Origin of the sequence: Mycoplana ramosa, from assembly GCF_041930185.1 — a bacterium.
Lineage (GTDB): Bacteria > Pseudomonadota > Alphaproteobacteria > Rhizobiales > Rhizobiaceae > Mycoplana > Mycoplana ramosa.
In genome coordinates this window covers 118,444-132,900 of the sequence record NZ_JBHEEW010000015.1, presented here as the reverse complement: position 1 = coordinate 132,900, position 14,457 = coordinate 118,444, and the positions used below count along the sequence as shown (strand labels likewise).

At 64.2% G+C, this 14,457-nt stretch carries 14 protein-coding genes and 1 pseudogene; 7 read left to right on the top strand and 8 right to left on the bottom strand.

The features are described 5' to 3' along the window. From JNC62_RS18360 to JNC62_RS18345, 4 genes and pseudogenes are all read right to left on the bottom strand, one after another. Nucleotides 1–642 (bottom strand): annotated as a pseudogene (locus tag JNC62_RS18360) (RNA degradosome polyphosphate kinase); the annotation flags it as partial. Nucleotides 643–747: 105 nt separating this feature from the next. Next, on the bottom strand, nucleotides 748–1,449 hold the full coding sequence (gene hdaA, locus JNC62_RS18355; RefSeq protein WP_374840569.1) for a DnaA regulatory inactivator HdaA: 702 nt from the start codon (nucleotides 1,447–1,449) through the stop codon (nucleotides 748–750). 11 nt (nucleotides 1,450–1,460) lie between these two features. Next, nucleotides 1,461–2,627: an AI-2E family transporter gene (locus JNC62_RS18350; protein WP_374840567.1), complete on the bottom strand. Its 1,167-nt coding sequence runs from the start codon at nucleotides 2,625–2,627 to the stop codon at nucleotides 1,461–1,463. Continuing rightward, nucleotides 2,624–3,166: a CDP-alcohol phosphatidyltransferase family protein gene (locus JNC62_RS18345; protein ID WP_374840565.1), complete on the bottom strand. Its 543-nt coding sequence runs from the start codon at nucleotides 3,164–3,166 to the stop codon at nucleotides 2,624–2,626. The genes JNC62_RS18350 and JNC62_RS18345 overlap by 4 nt, the downstream gene beginning before the upstream one ends. 201 nt (nucleotides 3,167–3,367) lie before the next feature. Here JNC62_RS18345 and purM point away from each other — a divergent pair, with 201 nt between their 5' ends. The 3 genes from purM to JNC62_RS18330 all read left to right on the top strand — a co-directional run bounded on the left by purM (nucleotide 3,368) and on the right by JNC62_RS18330 (nucleotide 6,233). Then, complete coding sequence (gene purM / locus JNC62_RS18340; RefSeq protein WP_374840563.1) at nucleotides 3,368–4,441, top strand: phosphoribosylformylglycinamidine cyclo-ligase; 1,074 nt, start codon at nucleotides 3,368–3,370, stop codon at nucleotides 4,439–4,441. Beyond that, nucleotides 4,438–5,106 (top strand): phosphoribosylglycinamide formyltransferase, encoded by a 669-nt coding sequence (purN, locus tag JNC62_RS18335; protein ID WP_374840561.1) that lies wholly within the window; start codon nucleotides 4,438–4,440, stop codon nucleotides 5,104–5,106. Before purM ends, purN begins: the two co-directional genes overlap by 4 nt. Nucleotides 5,107–5,312: 206 nt before the next feature. Next, nucleotides 5,313–6,233 carry an omptin family outer membrane protease gene (locus JNC62_RS18330; protein ID WP_374840559.1) on the top strand — a complete coding sequence of 307 codons (921 nt, stop codon included), beginning with the start codon at nucleotides 5,313–5,315 and terminating at the stop codon, nucleotides 6,231–6,233. A gap of 48 nt (nucleotides 6,234–6,281) precedes the next feature. Here the strand turns inward: JNC62_RS18330 and JNC62_RS18325 are convergent, their stop codons facing one another. After that, complete coding sequence (locus JNC62_RS18325; protein WP_374840557.1) at nucleotides 6,282–6,875, bottom strand: NUDIX domain-containing protein; 594 nt, start codon at nucleotides 6,873–6,875, stop codon at nucleotides 6,282–6,284. Then, nucleotides 6,872–9,010: a molybdopterin-containing oxidoreductase family protein gene (locus JNC62_RS18320; protein ID WP_374840575.1), complete on the bottom strand. Its 2,139-nt coding sequence runs from the start codon at nucleotides 9,008–9,010 to the stop codon at nucleotides 6,872–6,874. The genes JNC62_RS18325 and JNC62_RS18320 overlap by 4 nt, the downstream gene beginning before the upstream one ends. 68 nt (nucleotides 9,011–9,078) lie before the next feature. Between JNC62_RS18320 and JNC62_RS18315 the strand changes: the two genes are divergently transcribed. The 4 genes from JNC62_RS18315 (at nucleotide 9,079) to JNC62_RS18300 (ending at nucleotide 11,881) form a co-directional block, all read left to right on the top strand. After that, nucleotides 9,079–9,942: a 23S rRNA (adenine(2030)-N(6))-methyltransferase RlmJ gene (locus tag JNC62_RS18315; protein WP_374840555.1), complete on the top strand. Its 864-nt coding sequence runs from the start codon at nucleotides 9,079–9,081 to the stop codon at nucleotides 9,940–9,942. A gap of 116 nt (nucleotides 9,943–10,058) precedes the next feature. Then, complete coding sequence (locus JNC62_RS18310) at nucleotides 10,059–10,520, top strand: hypothetical protein (protein WP_374840553.1); 462 nt, start codon at nucleotides 10,059–10,061, stop codon at nucleotides 10,518–10,520. A gap of 3 nt (nucleotides 10,521–10,523) precedes the next feature. Continuing rightward, complete coding sequence (locus JNC62_RS18305) at nucleotides 10,524–11,270, top strand: ribonuclease T2 family protein (protein ID WP_374840551.1); 747 nt, start codon at nucleotides 10,524–10,526, stop codon at nucleotides 11,268–11,270. A 20-nt stretch (nucleotides 11,271–11,290) separates the two neighbouring features. Next, nucleotides 11,291–11,881: a glutathione S-transferase gene (locus JNC62_RS18300; RefSeq protein ID WP_374840549.1), complete on the top strand. Its 591-nt coding sequence runs from the start codon at nucleotides 11,291–11,293 to the stop codon at nucleotides 11,879–11,881. Nucleotides 11,882–11,962: 81 nt separating this feature from the next. Here JNC62_RS18300 and JNC62_RS18295 read toward each other — a convergent pair whose 3' ends face one another. Both JNC62_RS18295 and JNC62_RS18290 read right to left on the bottom strand, forming a co-directional pair. Then, on the bottom strand, nucleotides 11,963–13,273 hold the full coding sequence (locus JNC62_RS18295) for a calcium-binding protein (RefSeq protein ID WP_374840547.1): 1,311 nt from the start codon (nucleotides 13,271–13,273) through the stop codon (nucleotides 11,963–11,965). Between the two features lie 275 nt (nucleotides 13,274–13,548). Further along, nucleotides 13,549–14,187: an outer membrane protein gene (locus tag JNC62_RS18290; protein WP_374840545.1), complete on the bottom strand. Its 639-nt coding sequence runs from the start codon at nucleotides 14,185–14,187 to the stop codon at nucleotides 13,549–13,551. Between the last annotated feature and the right edge of the window lie 270 nt (nucleotides 14,188–14,457).

The window sequence follows — 14,457 nt, the reverse complement described above, 5'->3', positions numbered from 1 at the left end:
GGCATCCTCGAGCGTCGTGTAGCGGATCACGCCTTTCTGATCGGGCAGCCGGATGAAACGGTCGAGCGCCGGCGGCAGGCGCAGCAGCCCCGTCATCGGGTGGCCGTCGTGCTTGCTGGTCAGTTGCAGCCCCATCGAAAAGCCGAGATTGGGGATGAAGGGGAACGGATGGGCCGGATCGATCGAAAGCGGCGTCAGCACCGGGAAGATCGACTGTTCGAACTCCTGGGCCAGCCAGGCACGGTCTTCGGCCTTCAGGGCGGCCGGACGGACGACGACGATGTCCTCCTTGGCCAGGTACTGCTGCAGGACCGCAAGCGACGCCTGCTGCTCCATCTGCAGGTTGTCGATCTCCTTGAGGATGTCGTCGAGCTGTTCGGCAGAGGTCTTGCCGTCGGGGCTGCGCATGGCGATCCCCTGCCGGACCTGGCCCTCAAGGCCGGCAACGCGCACCATGAAGAACTCGTCGAGATTGGCAGCCGATATCGACAGGAACCGCACGCGCTCGAGCAGCGGATGGGCGGTGTTGAGGGTTTCCTCGAGAACACGGCGATTGAACTGCAGCCAGGAGAACTCCCGGTTCACGAAGCGGTCCGGGCTGGTCATCAGGTCCGAAACGGGCGCAACACTTTCACTCGCCATCTGCTCCGCGCTATCCACAGTCGTCGAGATTCCGTCCATGTCCATCACCGCCCCTTGGTTTTTGTTTCAGGCTCGTAGAGCAGTTTGACGACGGTTCCGTGACAGTCAATCCCGAAGCCCGTCACCGTCTCCCACCGCCATCTCGCCTAGCACTTCCTGGGCGAGCGCCCGGGTGATGCGGCTTCCGCGCGCAAGCGCCAGGCGGTCGAGGCGCTCGACCAGCGTCTGGGCCGCGTCTAGCGAGCGCTCCATACGCGCCACAATGTAGGAGACGAGGCGGTCATCGACAAAGAGTTGCCGGTCGGCAAAGAGCTTGACGATGACCTGCGACAGCAACTCGTCGTCCGGTTCGCCGATCTCCACCACGGTCGCCGCCTTCAGCCGCGACCGCAGGTCGGGCAGTTCGACCGGCCAGGACATCGGCCAGAGCCGCGTCGTCATCAGCAGCGTGTGGCCGAGCTGGCGGACATTGTTGATGACGTGGAACAGCGCCCGGTCGTCGAAGCCGCGCCGGTCGACGTCCTCAAAGAGCACGGGGCCGGCAGCCGCCGCCTCCTCCGCACCGGCGCCCTCGACCGGGTGGATCTCGGCCGCACCGGCCCGCTCGCGCCAGATCGCCGCCAGATGGGACTTGCCCGACCCGACCGGTCCGGCCAGGATCACGACCGGCGACGGCCAGTTCGGCCAGGCGTCCACGACGGTTACCGCCGCACTCAACGGATCCGAGATCAGCAGGTCCTCCCGCCCGGACGCAGGAACGTGCTGGAACGTAAGCGGCAATTGCTCAATGGCCTTCGGCGACTTCATGCGATACTCGGTCACGGCTTCGTTTTCGAAGCCGTCTCTTTCTTCTTGGCAACAGGCGGATTGCCCTGGCCGTGATAGAGGTCGCTGTCAAGGTAGTGCTGCAGGCCGAAGCGGACAAGCACGCCAACCGCGGCGGCGGCCGGAACGGCGACGAGCAGGCCGACGAAACCGAACAGCGCACCGAAAGCAAACAGCGCGAACATCAGCCAGACCGGATGCAACCCCACCTGCTTGCCGACCAGCTTCGGCTGCAGGATGTTGCCCTCGATGAACTGGCCGGAGAAGAAGATGGCAATGACGGCACCGATCCACAGATAATCCGGCCAGAACTGCACGATGGCGACGCCGACCGAGAGCACCAGCCCGACCATCGAGCCGACATAGGGCACGAAGCTGATCATGCCGGCGAACAATCCGATCAAGAGGCCGAAGTTGAGCCCGACGGCGGTCAGCCCGATGCCGTAGAACAGACCGAGGATGATGCAGATCGAGCCCTGGCCGCGGACGAAGCCGGCAATCGCCGTGTTCATCTCATCGGCGATCTGGCGCACGCTTTCCACGTGCTGGCGCGGCACCCAGCTGTCCACCTTGGCAATCATCCGGTCCCAGTCCAGCAGCAGGTAGAAGGCGACGACCGGCGTCACGATCAGAAGCGACGCGATGTCGACGAGCGCAAGCCCGGAGTTCCAGATCTGCTTGAAGATCGTGCCGAGGAGCCCCGCGCCCTCGGCGAGGACGCCGGCAAAACCCTGCTTGATCGTGCCCATCTGGCTCGAGATCCACGGCGGCAGGATGTCCGGGTCGAAACTCGTCACCAGCGACTGCAACTGGGCGAGATAGCCCGGGAGCTTGGACAGCAGGTCCGAAGCCTGCGTCGCCAGCAGCGGAATGATGATCATCAGCGACAGCGCGAAGAGGATGAGGAAGGCGACCAGGATGACGACGGTCGCCAGCGTGCGGCTGAGCCCGAAACGCTCCAGCCGGTCGGCGACGGGATCGAGGAAATAGGCGAGCGCCATGCCGGCGACGAAGGGCAGCAGGATCGAGCTGAAAACCAGCAGGAACAGGATGAGGCCCGCAAGGGCCAGCAACCAGAACACCACTTGCCGCTTCAGCCCGGCGCCACTGACATGGGTCGAGGTTGTTGGTCTTTGCTGTTCGATCTCGTGGCCCTTCACGGTGCCGTCACTCCCCGCATGCGGCGCATCCATATATTGAAATAGGCCGCTCCGGAGAGGATGGTCAAGGCGGCGGCGACGAGGATGACGGCCCAAACAACATGATCAGCCGCAAAGGCAAAGGCGAGGTCGGCAAGCACGAGCACGACGAGGAACACCTGCGCAGCCGTATTCGCCTTTGAGACCAGGATCGGCTTGGTCTCCAGCGCCTTGCCCTGCAGGCGCGCGGCCGCAACCGCAGCAACGATCAGAACATCACGGCCGATCACGAGCAGAACCAGCCATGCCGGCAGGACGCCGAGAAAGCCGAGCAGGCCGTAGGCACTCGCCATCAGCAGCTTGTCGGCGATCGGGTCGAGCCAGGCGCCGAAGGCGGAATGCTGGTCCCACCGCCGCGCCAGGTAGCCGTCGACCGCATCCGAAAGCCCGGCCGCGAGGAAGATGAAAAATGCGGCGGACAGCCGTCCTTCCAGGAGCGCCCAGGCAAAGACCGGCACGGCCAGAAGCCGTGCGACCGTGATCATGTTCGGTATCGTCATCGCCTGCCAGAAGCCCTCCCTCGCCCGATTTGCAACGCAATGTGGAGCCGATGGCCAACGAATTAAAGCCCCACGGCGAGACCGGCGAGCGGTCGCCGGCAAAAACGTGAAAAAGGCCTGGCCGATGCGGGCATTGCGCTTGCACTTCCGCCCCCGACGTGCCAATCGGGCGCAAACACCTGCACCAGCGGAGATCCGAGCATGAGCCAGTCTGGGAAAAACGGCCTGACCTATAGCGACGCGGGCGTCGACATCGACGCGGGCAACCTGCTGGTCGAGAAGATCAAGCCGGCCGTGCGCTCGACGCGCCGCCCCGGCGCCGACGGCGAGATCGGCGGTTTCGGCGGCCTGTTCGACCTGAAGGCGGCAGGCTTCACCGACCCGGTGCTGGTCGCCGCCAATGACGGCGTCGGCACCAAGCTGAAGATCGCGATCGACGCGGACAAGCACGATACCGTCGGCATCGACCTCGTGGCCATGTGCGTCAACGACCTCGTCGTGCAGGGCGCCGAGCCGCTGTTCTTCCTCGACTACTTCGCCACCGGCAAGCTCGACCCCGACCAGGGGGCGGCGATCGTCGGCGGCATCGCCGAGGGCTGCCGCCAGGCCGGCTGCGCGCTGATCGGCGGCGAGACAGCGGAGATGCCGGGCATGTATGCCGGGGGCGACTACGACCTCGCCGGCTTCGCGGTCGGTGCTGCCGAACGCGGCAAGCTGCTGCCGGCCGGCGACATCGTCGAGGGCGACGTCATCCTCGGGCTTTCCTCCTCCGGCGTCCACTCGAACGGCTACTCGCTGGTGCGCAAGATCGTGGCGCTGTCGGGCCTTGGCTGGGACGCCCCTGCCCCGTTCGCGGCCGGCCAGACGCTGGCCGAGGCGCTGATGACGCCGACGAAGATCTATGTAAAGCCGCTCCTGAAGGCGATCCGCGAGACTGGCGCGGTCAAGGCGCTCGCCCACATCACCGGCGGCGGCTTCCCGGAAAACATTCCGCGCGTGCTGCCGAAGCAGCTTGCCGCCGAGATCGACCTCGACGCGGTGAAGGCCCCGGCGGTGTTCTCCTGGCTGTCGAAGACCGGCGACGTCGCCGCCAACGAAATGCTGCGCACCTTCAACTGCGGCGTCGGCATGATCGCCGTCGTTTCGGCCGGTGACGTCGAAAAAGTCAGTGCCGTGCTCGAAGCCGAGGGCGAGAGCGTATTCACGCTCGGTCGCATGATCGCCCGCGCGGAAGGCACGCCCGGCACCAGCTACAAGGGCACGCTTGCCCTATGACATCCGGCGCCCCCCGCAAGCGCGTCGTCGCCTTCATCTCGGGCAGCGGCTCGAACATGCTGCGGCTGGCGCAGGAATGTGCGGCGGCGGATTTCCCCGCCGAGATCGTCGCGGTCTTTTCCGACAAGGCGGACGCCGGCGGGCTGGCTAAGGCGCAGGAAATCGGCATCCCGACCTTCGTCTTCCCGCGCAAGGATTTTGTCTCCAAGGAAGCGCACGAGGAAGCGATCCTCGCGGAGCTCGACCGGCAACGCCCGGATATCGTCTGCCTCGCCGGCTACATGCGGCTGCTTTCGGGGCGCTTCATTGCCCGCCACGAGGGTCGCATCCTCAACATCCACCCCTCCCTGCTGCCGCTGTTTCCCGGCCTCGACACGCACCGTCGGGCCATCGAGGCCGGCATGAAGATCGCCGGCTGCACCGTGCACTTCGTCACCGAAGGCATGGACGAGGGCCCGGCGATCGTGCAGGCGGCCGTGCCGGTGATGGCCGGCGATACGCCGGCCGACCTCGCCGCGCGCGTGCTCACCGTCGAACACCGGGCCTATCCGCTGGCTCTAAGGCTGGTGGCGGAGGGCAAGGTCAGGATGAAAAATGCCAAGGCCGTCGCGACAGGAGCGGCCGCGGTCGGGCAAACTGCCTCGCTCGTCTCCTCCGGCCTCTGATTCCATTGGATAAATGCTGAGGGCACTTGCCCCATGCGATGGTGCTGCCTAGCTTGCGGCTTCGTGCACAAGACGGGGGTGCGCTCGCGCGGCCCGTGACGCTCAGCAACACAATCATTCAGCCGCCGGCCGCCTGGCCGCGTCGACTGTCTTGGGGGACCGACTTGTCCATGCCGGCTCGATTCTGGACACTCCTGACTTTCTGTATGGCGGCCCTGCCCGCCCAGGGGCACACCGCCGACTTCATAACCCAGTCGGCCGACGGCACGATCCGCATTTCCGGCAGCGTCGGCCTGGCAAACCTCTGGGCCGATGAACTGGTGTTCGATGAGAACGGCAAGCGGCTCAGCCGGCTGATCTGGGAGAGCAACGCCGTCAAGATCGTCACCGGCACGCTGGACGTAGAACTGCCGAAGGAATGGCAGTTGCGCCTGACCGCCTCGGCAGGCTTCGACGGCGACGGGCATATGCGCGACTACGACTGGATTCCCCCGTTTGCCGAGCCGGGCAGCGGCATGGACGCCTGGAGTGACCGGTCCATCCACCGCGACACACGGCTGGACCACTATTTCCGCATCGAGGGCGAAATCGGCCGCGCGGTCTACGACAATGGCACGGCATCCTTCGGCCTGGGCGGTGGCCTGCGATACACCGACGTCAAGTGGTCGGCCTATGGCGGCACTTACGCCTACAGTGTCGACAGCTTCCGCGACAGCCGCGGCGTCTTCCGCGATGGCGAGCCCAGCATCAGTTATCGCCAGCAACTGCCGGTCCCCTATGCGGCACTGAACGGTTCGCAACGGCTGGGAGACTGGGTGTTTACCGGCGCATTGCAGGGCGGCTTCACGCTGGGCGCGCGCGGCGTCGACGACCATTGGCAGCGCTCGTTGCATTTCATCGACAGGTTCGAGGCGACGCCGGTGGTGACGGCGAATATCGAGGCTGGCTACAGCCTGACGCCGCAAACGCTTTTCTATGTCGGCGCGGCATTCGAGAAGATGTTCGAGGCGGATGCCGACTCCAGTGCGACCTATGTGCCGACCGGCGAGCAGGAAACCTACGACGACGGCGGTGGGGGCGCATTCCGGTCCATGTCGGTGTCGGTGGGACTGAAGGGCCGGTTCTGATCCCACGATCCGCCTGCCTGACCCGCACGGGGCGGATCGGCGCCGTGTTCAGGCTGCCGACCGCTGCAGCAGCGCCCACTGGATCAGCATGATCGTCTTGGCGTCGCAGATCTCGCCGGTCTCGATCATTCGCGCCGCGTCGTCGAGCTTCACCTCGACCACCTCGATGTCCTCGTGTTCATGATCGAGGCCGCCGCCCTCGCCTTCGCGGATCGAGGCATCGATCTCGGCGGCGAAGAAATGGATGATCTCGGTCACCGCGCCCGGGCTCATGAACACCCGGAAGAGCGATTTTACCTCGTCGATGCGGTAGCCAGTCTCCTCCATCACCTCGCGGCGGATGACATCGGCGGGATCGTCGCCGTCGAGCAGACCGGCGGGCGTTTCCAAGAGCCAGCCGGAGTGGCCGTTCTGATGGGCGGGCATGCGGAACTGGCGGACGAGGATGATCGTGTCGCGCTTCCGGTCGTGCAGCAGGATCGTCGCGCCGTTGCCGCGGTCGTAGACCTCCCGCTTCATCCGCACCGTCTCGCCGTCCGAGCGGGTGTAGTCGAAGGTGACGTTGCGCAGGTGGTACCAATTGTCCGAGAGCGTCTTGTCGGAAACGATCTCGATCTTCGCTTCTCTGAACCTGGTGGTCATGCGGTGTCTTTCGCGAGCCAGACGCGGTTGTCGTGCAGAGCCGCGCCGCCATAGGGGGCGACCGGGTCGGCGCCGGTCAGGACGTTGATGCCTTCACCATCGAGATGGGTGTCGTTCGGCCAGACGCCTTCCGCGATCAGCACGCCGGGCTTGGCCGCATCGGTGATCTTCGCATGCAGGCGGATTTCGCCGCGCCCGTTGCCGAGCCGGACGATGTCGCCGTCCGCCACGCCGTTGGCCTCGGCGTCGGCGGGATGCACCATCACCTCCGGCCGGCCCTCGCGTTCGCGCGACCACTTCATCTCGGTAAAGCTGGAATTGAGATAGGTGCGCGCCGGCGGTGTGGCCAGACGGAACGGATGGGCGTCATCGACCGTCTCGATCACCGCGACATAATCGGGGAATGCCGGCAACGCCTGATGCGGCCCGAGCAGACCGATCGAGGCTGGCGGCTGGTTGGGCGCCGGCGTCGCGGTCCAATCCGGGCGGAAGCGGAACTTGCCGTCCGGATGGCCGAAGCCTTTGGCGAAATGCGCGGTTTCGAAGTCCGGCTGGCAGTCGATCCATTTCTCCTCCGCAAGTCCGTCATAATCGGTCTCGTAATGCGGCAGCATACGGGTGATGTGCTCGCGCTCCGAGAGGCCGAATCCCGGGAGGTGGGCGACGCCGAGGCGCTTCGCCAGTTCGTCGATGACGAAGAGATTGGTGCGCACCGTCGACGGCGGCTCGACGAGTTTCGGGCCGAGCAGGATGTGCTGGTGTCCACCGCCGCGATAGAGGTCGTCGTGCTCCACGAACATGGTCGCAGGCAGGACGATATCGGCGAGTTTCGCCGTATCCGTCATGAAATGCTCGTGCACGGCGACGAACAGGTCATCGCGCAGGAAGCCGCGCTTCACCAGCCGCTGCTCGGGGGCGATGTTGGCGGGATTGGTGTTCTGGATCAGCATGGCCGTCACCGGCCCGCGGTGGCGCAGCGCCACCGGATCGCCGGTGAGCACCCGGCCGATCTGCGACTGGTCGAGTTCGCGGATCTCGGGATCGACCATGTCGAGGCCCATCAGTTCGCGCTTGTCGAGGCGGAAGATCGCGCCGTTGTTGTGGAAGGCGCCGCCGCCCTCGTATTGCCAGGAGCCGAGCACGGTTGCGACCGAAGCGGCCGCATGCATGGAGACGGAGCCGTTGCGGCTGCGGGTAAAACCGTAGCCGAGGCGGAAGAAGGTGCGCTTCGTCTCGCCGACGAGGCGGGCAAACGCCTCGATCTCCTCCACCGATAGCCCGGTGATCGCTGCCGCCCATTCCGGCCCGCGGGTGGACAGATGCGCCTCCAGCCCGGCCGGATCGTCCGCGAATTTTTCCATGTAGGGACGGTCGGCGTAGCCGTCGCGGAAGGCGATGTGCATGACGGCGCAGGCAAGCGCGGCATCCGTGCCGGGGCGCAGCTTCAGCGCCAGGTCGGCCTGCTTCATCGTCGGGTTGTCGTAGATGTCGATGACGACGAGCTTGGCGCCGCGCTCCTTGCGCGCCCTCGTCGCGTGCGTCATCACGTTGACCTGGGTGGCAACGGCGTTGGTGCCCCAGATGACGACACAATCGGCCTTGGCCATCTCGCGCGGGTCCGGACCGCGCAGGCTGCCGGTGCCCATCACGTAGCCGGTCCAGGCGGTGTTGGTGCAGATGGAGTCGAAGAAGCCGGAATAACGCTTGGCGTGGCGCAGCCGGTCGATCGAATCGCGCTGCACCTGCCCCATCGTGCCGGCATAGTAATAGGGCCAGACCGCCTCGCTGCCATGCGCCTGCTCGGCCGTGACGAAGGCGTTGGCGATCTCGTCGAGGGCGGCCTCCCAGGAGATCTCCTGCCAGTCGCCGCCGCCCTTCTCGCCCCTGCGGCGCAGCGGCTTCATCAACCGGTCGGGATGGTAGAGCCGGTCGGCGTAGCGGGCGACCTTGGCGCAGATGACGCCGGCCGTGTAGCTGTTGTCGGCGCTGCCGCGCACCTTGCCGATCCGCCCGTCGGCGCCGATCTCGATGTCGAGCGCGCAGGCGGAGGGACAATCGTGCGGACAGACCGAGTGGCCGATCGTGGGTTTGCCGAGATTGGGGGTCGCAACGTTCATGGCTTTTCTATATTCCAGAGCAAGAGCGCCAAGAAGGCAGAATCTTCTCCCATCTCAACAATTCATCGGCGCATCACGGGAATGCAATGAACTATCGCCACATCTACCACGCGGGCAATTTCGCCGACGTGCTCAAGCACGCAGTGCTGGCCCGGCTGATCATCTACATGCAGGGCAAGGACAAGGCGTTCCGCGTGCTCGACACCCATGCCGGGATCGGCCTCTACGACCTGTCCAGCGAGGAGGCGCAGAAGACCGGCGAGTGGCGCGACGGCATCGGCCGGCTGCTCGACGGCGAGTTGCCGGCGGACATCGCCGCGTTGCTTGCGCCCTATCTCGATACGGTCAAGGCGCTCAATCCCGATGGCGGCGTACGGCTTTATCCCGGTTCGCCGAAGCTTGCGCGCGCATTGTTCCGCCCGCAGGACCGCCTGTCCGCGATGGAACTGCACCCGGACGACTACGAAACCCTGCACCGACTGTTCGATGGCGACTTCCAGAGCCGGATCACCCACCTGGACGGCTGGCTGGCGCTCGGCGCGCATGTACCGCCGAAGGAAAAGCGCGGCATCATCCTGGTCGATCCGCCGTTCGAAAAGGAAGGCGAGTACGAGCGGCTGGCAGAGGGACTGGCGAGGGCATACCGCCGCTTTGCCGGCGGCACCTACTGTCTTTGGTATCCGCTGAAGAAGGGCGCGCCAATCGCCGATTTCCACAAGGCGCTGAAGGAACTCAAGATTCCGAAGATGCTGTGTGCGGAACTTTCGGTGCGGAGCGATCGCGAGACGACGGGCCTGACCGGCTCCGGCCTGATCGTCGTCAATCCGCCCTATACGCTGAAGGCAGAACTGGAGAAGCTGCTGCCGTTCCTGAAGGAGCGGCTGCGGCAGGACCGCTTCGCCTCGGCGCGCAGCTTCTGGCTCGCCGGCGAGACGCAACTCGCCTCTTGACCGCAACCGGGTCGGGCCGCAATCTGCTGCTCAGGTGTGAGGACGCCGGTGCGGGCCAGAACGCCAAGTCGAGCGCTTGCCGATCGCCATTGGAGCGAGTCGGCCCGGAGGGGAACATGTTCGCACGCGCCGTAATTGCAGCAGTAAGCCTGTTGCCCGGTCTTTTTGCCTCCGCGGCGAACGCCGCCGATTACGGCACATATGGCGAGCCCAGGCCGGCCTATGCTTCCGCCCGGCCGACAGGCGCCTGCACCGATCCGGGCGTGCTTCGCTTCATCACCAGCCGCTTCGAGTACAAGGCCGCGAATTACATCCGGCAGAACCTGTCGATCTACGAAATCCGCGGCATGCAACTGATCGGGTTCGAGCCGTTCAACCAGTATATCTCGTCGGTTCAGCGCGAATATTGCCTCGCCGACGCGACGTTGACGGACGGCAGCCACCGCCCGCTGTTCTATCTGATCGAGCGGCCCTGGGGCTTTGCCGGGGTCGGGCGCAGCATCGAGTTCTGCATTCCCGGCCTCGATCCCTGGTATGTCTACGGCGCCCGTTGTGCGTCGCTTCAGCCGTCCTATTGAGCCGTGCCCGATCCGGATAAGCCTGACCGGCGCCCCGCCGCCCGCCTTGCCGCGCTTCTGCTTGCCGCAGCGCTGCCGCTGGCGCTCGTTGGATGCGGCGACGAACCGGCACGGTCCGAAGGCGGGAAGCCCGCCGGTTCCGCCGGCGAATCGGTCGCCGCCAAGGCGCCGGTGCCGCAGGGGCACGGCTTCGATTTCTATGTGCTATCGCTGTCCTGGTCGCCGACCTGGTGCATGGACAATGATGCGGCCGGCACCGGCGAGCAGTGCCGCAGCGGCCGCAAGGCCGGCTTTATCGTTCACGGCCTGTGGCCGCAGTTCGAGCGCGGTTACCCGGAATTCTGCCGCACGCGCGAACCCGACCGGGTGCCGGCGGCACTCGGCAAACAGTATCTCGACATCATCCCGTCCATGGGCCTGATCGGACATCAATGGCGCAAGCACGGCAGTTGCTCGGGGCAGTCGCAGCGCGACTACCTGGCCGCGACCCGCGCGGCCTTTGCGCGCGTCGCCATACCCGACGGCCTGGAACAGGCTTCCGGCGAGCCGCTGGGCACGGCTGCGATCGAACGGGCGCTGGTGGCGGCCAATCCGGGCCTGACCGAGCGCGGCGTCGCCGTGACCTGCGACCGGGGCCGGCTCGACGAGATCCGCATCTGCATGACGCCCGCCCTCGATTTCCGCGATTGTCCCGAGGTCGACCGCGCCGCCTGCAAGGCGAAAACCATATCCCAGCCGCCCGTTCGCTAGCGCCATTCAGGAGAACACAATTGAAGATCTACTATTCCTCGACCTCGCCGTACTCCACCAAGGTCCGCATGGCTGCCCACTACAGCGGCCTTCATGCCGAGCACCTCGCGGTCGACACCACCGCCGATCCGGCCGACCTGATCGCCGCCAATCCGCTCGGCAAGATCCCGACGCTTGTGACCGACAGCGGCCAGGCGATTTTCGACAGCCGGGTCATCATGCAGTTCATCAACCGGGAGACCGGCCGCAAGCTCTATCCGCGCGCGAGCGCCAGGCGGACGGAGGCCGAAGTGCTCGAAGCAACCGCGGACGGCATCTGCGACTGCCTGCTGGCGATCGTCTACGAGCGCCGGATGCGGCCGGAGGACAAGCTGCACCAGCCATGGATCGACCGGCAATGGTCGAAGGTGGAGCGGGCGCTGGATCACCTCGAGAGCAACATGCCGCGGCTCGGCAAGAAGCCGCATGGCGGCCACTTCGCGCTGGCCGCAATGCTGCGCTACATCGAGCTGCGCTTCGCCGGACAGTGGCAACGGGGCCGGCCGAAGCTCAAGCGCTACCTGTCGAGGTTCGAAGCGGTGTTTCCGGACTATGCGCAGTTCAAGGATTGAGGCCGAGCGCGGCACCTACCCCCACGGAAAATGCAAGCCCGCCGATTGTTGCCGGCAGGCTCAGTTCGATTGCCCAGCCGATCAGATGATGAGGAAATCTTGATACGATAGCGCGAGATTAGTACCGATCTTAGCGAACAGGACCGAGTTGCCAGCGCCGGTTCCGTCAGCGTCGTAGTAGAGTTCGCCGGTGTCTTTCTCGTAAATGATACGATGGGAAGCGTTGCTGGCAAGACCGGTTGCATTGGCCGCAAAGGCCGTGGACGCCAATGCGCCGGTGGCGCCGAATGCCTTAAAGATGCTGTTCTCAAGCTTGATCAGGTCGGCGGTGGGGTCGAAATCTTCGATGACGTCCACATTCGTGCCGCTGTTGAGCGTGGTGTTGAAAATGAAGCTGTCCTTCCCGCTTCCGCCGTCCAGCCTGTCGTTACCCAGCCCGCCGGCAAGCGTATCGTTGCCGCCGTCGCCCCGCAAAAAGTTTGCGGCGTTGCTCCCGGTGAGCTTGTCGGCAAATTCGGTTCCCCGCACGCCTTCAATGCTGGTCAAGGTATCCTGCCTGCCGAAACCGTCGACCGCCACGCCTGTTGCAAGGTTGACGGTCACGCCGCGGGTGCCGCCGTGCGAAGAATCCCGGTGATAGCGCACGACATCAAAGCCGCCGCCGCCGTTGATTGCATCTCGCCCCCCCAGTCCCATGAATTCTTCGCCGAGACTGCTCCCGGTCATCTTGTCGGCAAAATGGCTGCCGCGGTAGCTTTCGAAGTTCTTGAATGTCTCCTGATTGCCCCAGGGATCAGTGACGGTGCCCGCAACGGCATCGAGCACGATACCGCGGAATGCGTTGGCATTCCCGCGGGCATCCGCGAAGCTGAGTTGATCGTAGCCCTCGCCCCCATCGTATGTATCCCTGCCTTCGCCGCCCTCGATGTAGTCGCTCTCGCCCAAACCGTTCATGATGTCATTGCCTGCATGCCCCGAGAGATTGTCCATCCCGGCGGAACCGTTGAGCGTATCACTTCCCCTCAGCAGCCAGGCTTGCATCTGCCACGGATCGAGGTTGATCGCAGCATCCTCGAACAGAACCAGCGAGAGGTTGCTGACCTCGAGCTTCTGCACAAGAGATGTGCCGTTGCTTTGCCGAAGTTCGAACTTTGTGATCGTTCCCGCTGTTGCCCCGTCGCTGTCGAAAGAAAAGCCAGTGCCGCTAATCCTTAGCTCCAGTCCATTGATCAACTTCAACCGAATCAACGTCGCCGATGTAGTTCCCACGAGCGTTGCACGGTCGAGTTCCACCAGACTTCCGAACATTACATTTTCAGTCAGACCATCAATTGCCGGTGAGTACCCGGCAGGATATTTCCCACCCGGGAAATACATCGTAAAGGTTGCCATACTCATTCTCCTCCCCTAATGCAGAAATATAATTTTATTATCTACTAATTTTTATTTTCGCAACATTATCCGCACAACAATAAAGCCAGCAACGCTTCAGGCATTTTGAAACGCGCTATCGCGAACATTTGCAGCCCACGACAAACTGACAGACGTTTTCGATTCTTTCGCGGTGCTGCGAACCGGCAAGACGGATCTCTGCTTCCCCCCAAACAGCAGCGAGGGCCGGGCGATCGCTCGCCCGGCCCTCGACATCTATTCTTGGATCCGCCGGATTAGAACTTGTAACCCATGCCGACGCGGACGCTCTGCTCGTCCTGGCCGGCCCGGACGTTGCCGGAGTCGAGGCTGAACTTCTTGTCGGCGTAGTCGGTGTAACGGTACTCGACGCGGGCCGTGACGTTGTCGGTGACGAAGCCTTCGGCGCCGACGCCGGCCGTCCAGCCGTACATGGTGCGCTTGTCGGACGAAGTATCGTCCTCCATCTTCGAGCGCGCGACGGCAACACCGCCCGTACCATACAGCAGCACCGGGTTCAGATCGACGCCGACGCGGGCACGCAGCGAGCCGTTGACGCCCTGCTTGGCCTCGCGGGTCGCGTTTTTCGAATCGATGCCCGAGTAGTTGACGTCGGCTTCACCACCGTAGACCAGCTGGCCGTTCTGCATGTTGTAGCCGCCATAGACGCCGCCGCCGAAACCGTTGGCACCGTTGCCGCTCTGCTTCTCGAAGTTGCCATGCTGCCAGGTGACGGTACCACCGGCGTAGCCACCGGCCCAGTTTCCACCGACGGGCTCGGAGAAATCGGCGGCCGGAGCCTGCGGGATTTCCTCGACGGCATCGGCCGCATGGGCTGCCTGGAAGGCGGCGATCGACATTGCGGAAGCCATCAGGGTGATGATCAGGGTGCGCATACTATTCTCCTTTGCATTCCCATGCCGACAGCAAACTACACGCCAATTCGGCATTACTAATATACGGTTCAAACCGCCCGGTTGAGATCAAATTGAATAAAGATTGAGGATTTGAAAGAGCCAAAATGTGGAATTTTCGTGGCGCAGCCGTGATCAGATTAAGATGTTGCTTTCAAACAACAGGCAATTTGTTAACCATAAACCAAAATCATCGAATATACTTCAGTAAAATTCAGAATTACTGCAGAGATAACACTTTTTGTTAATTTC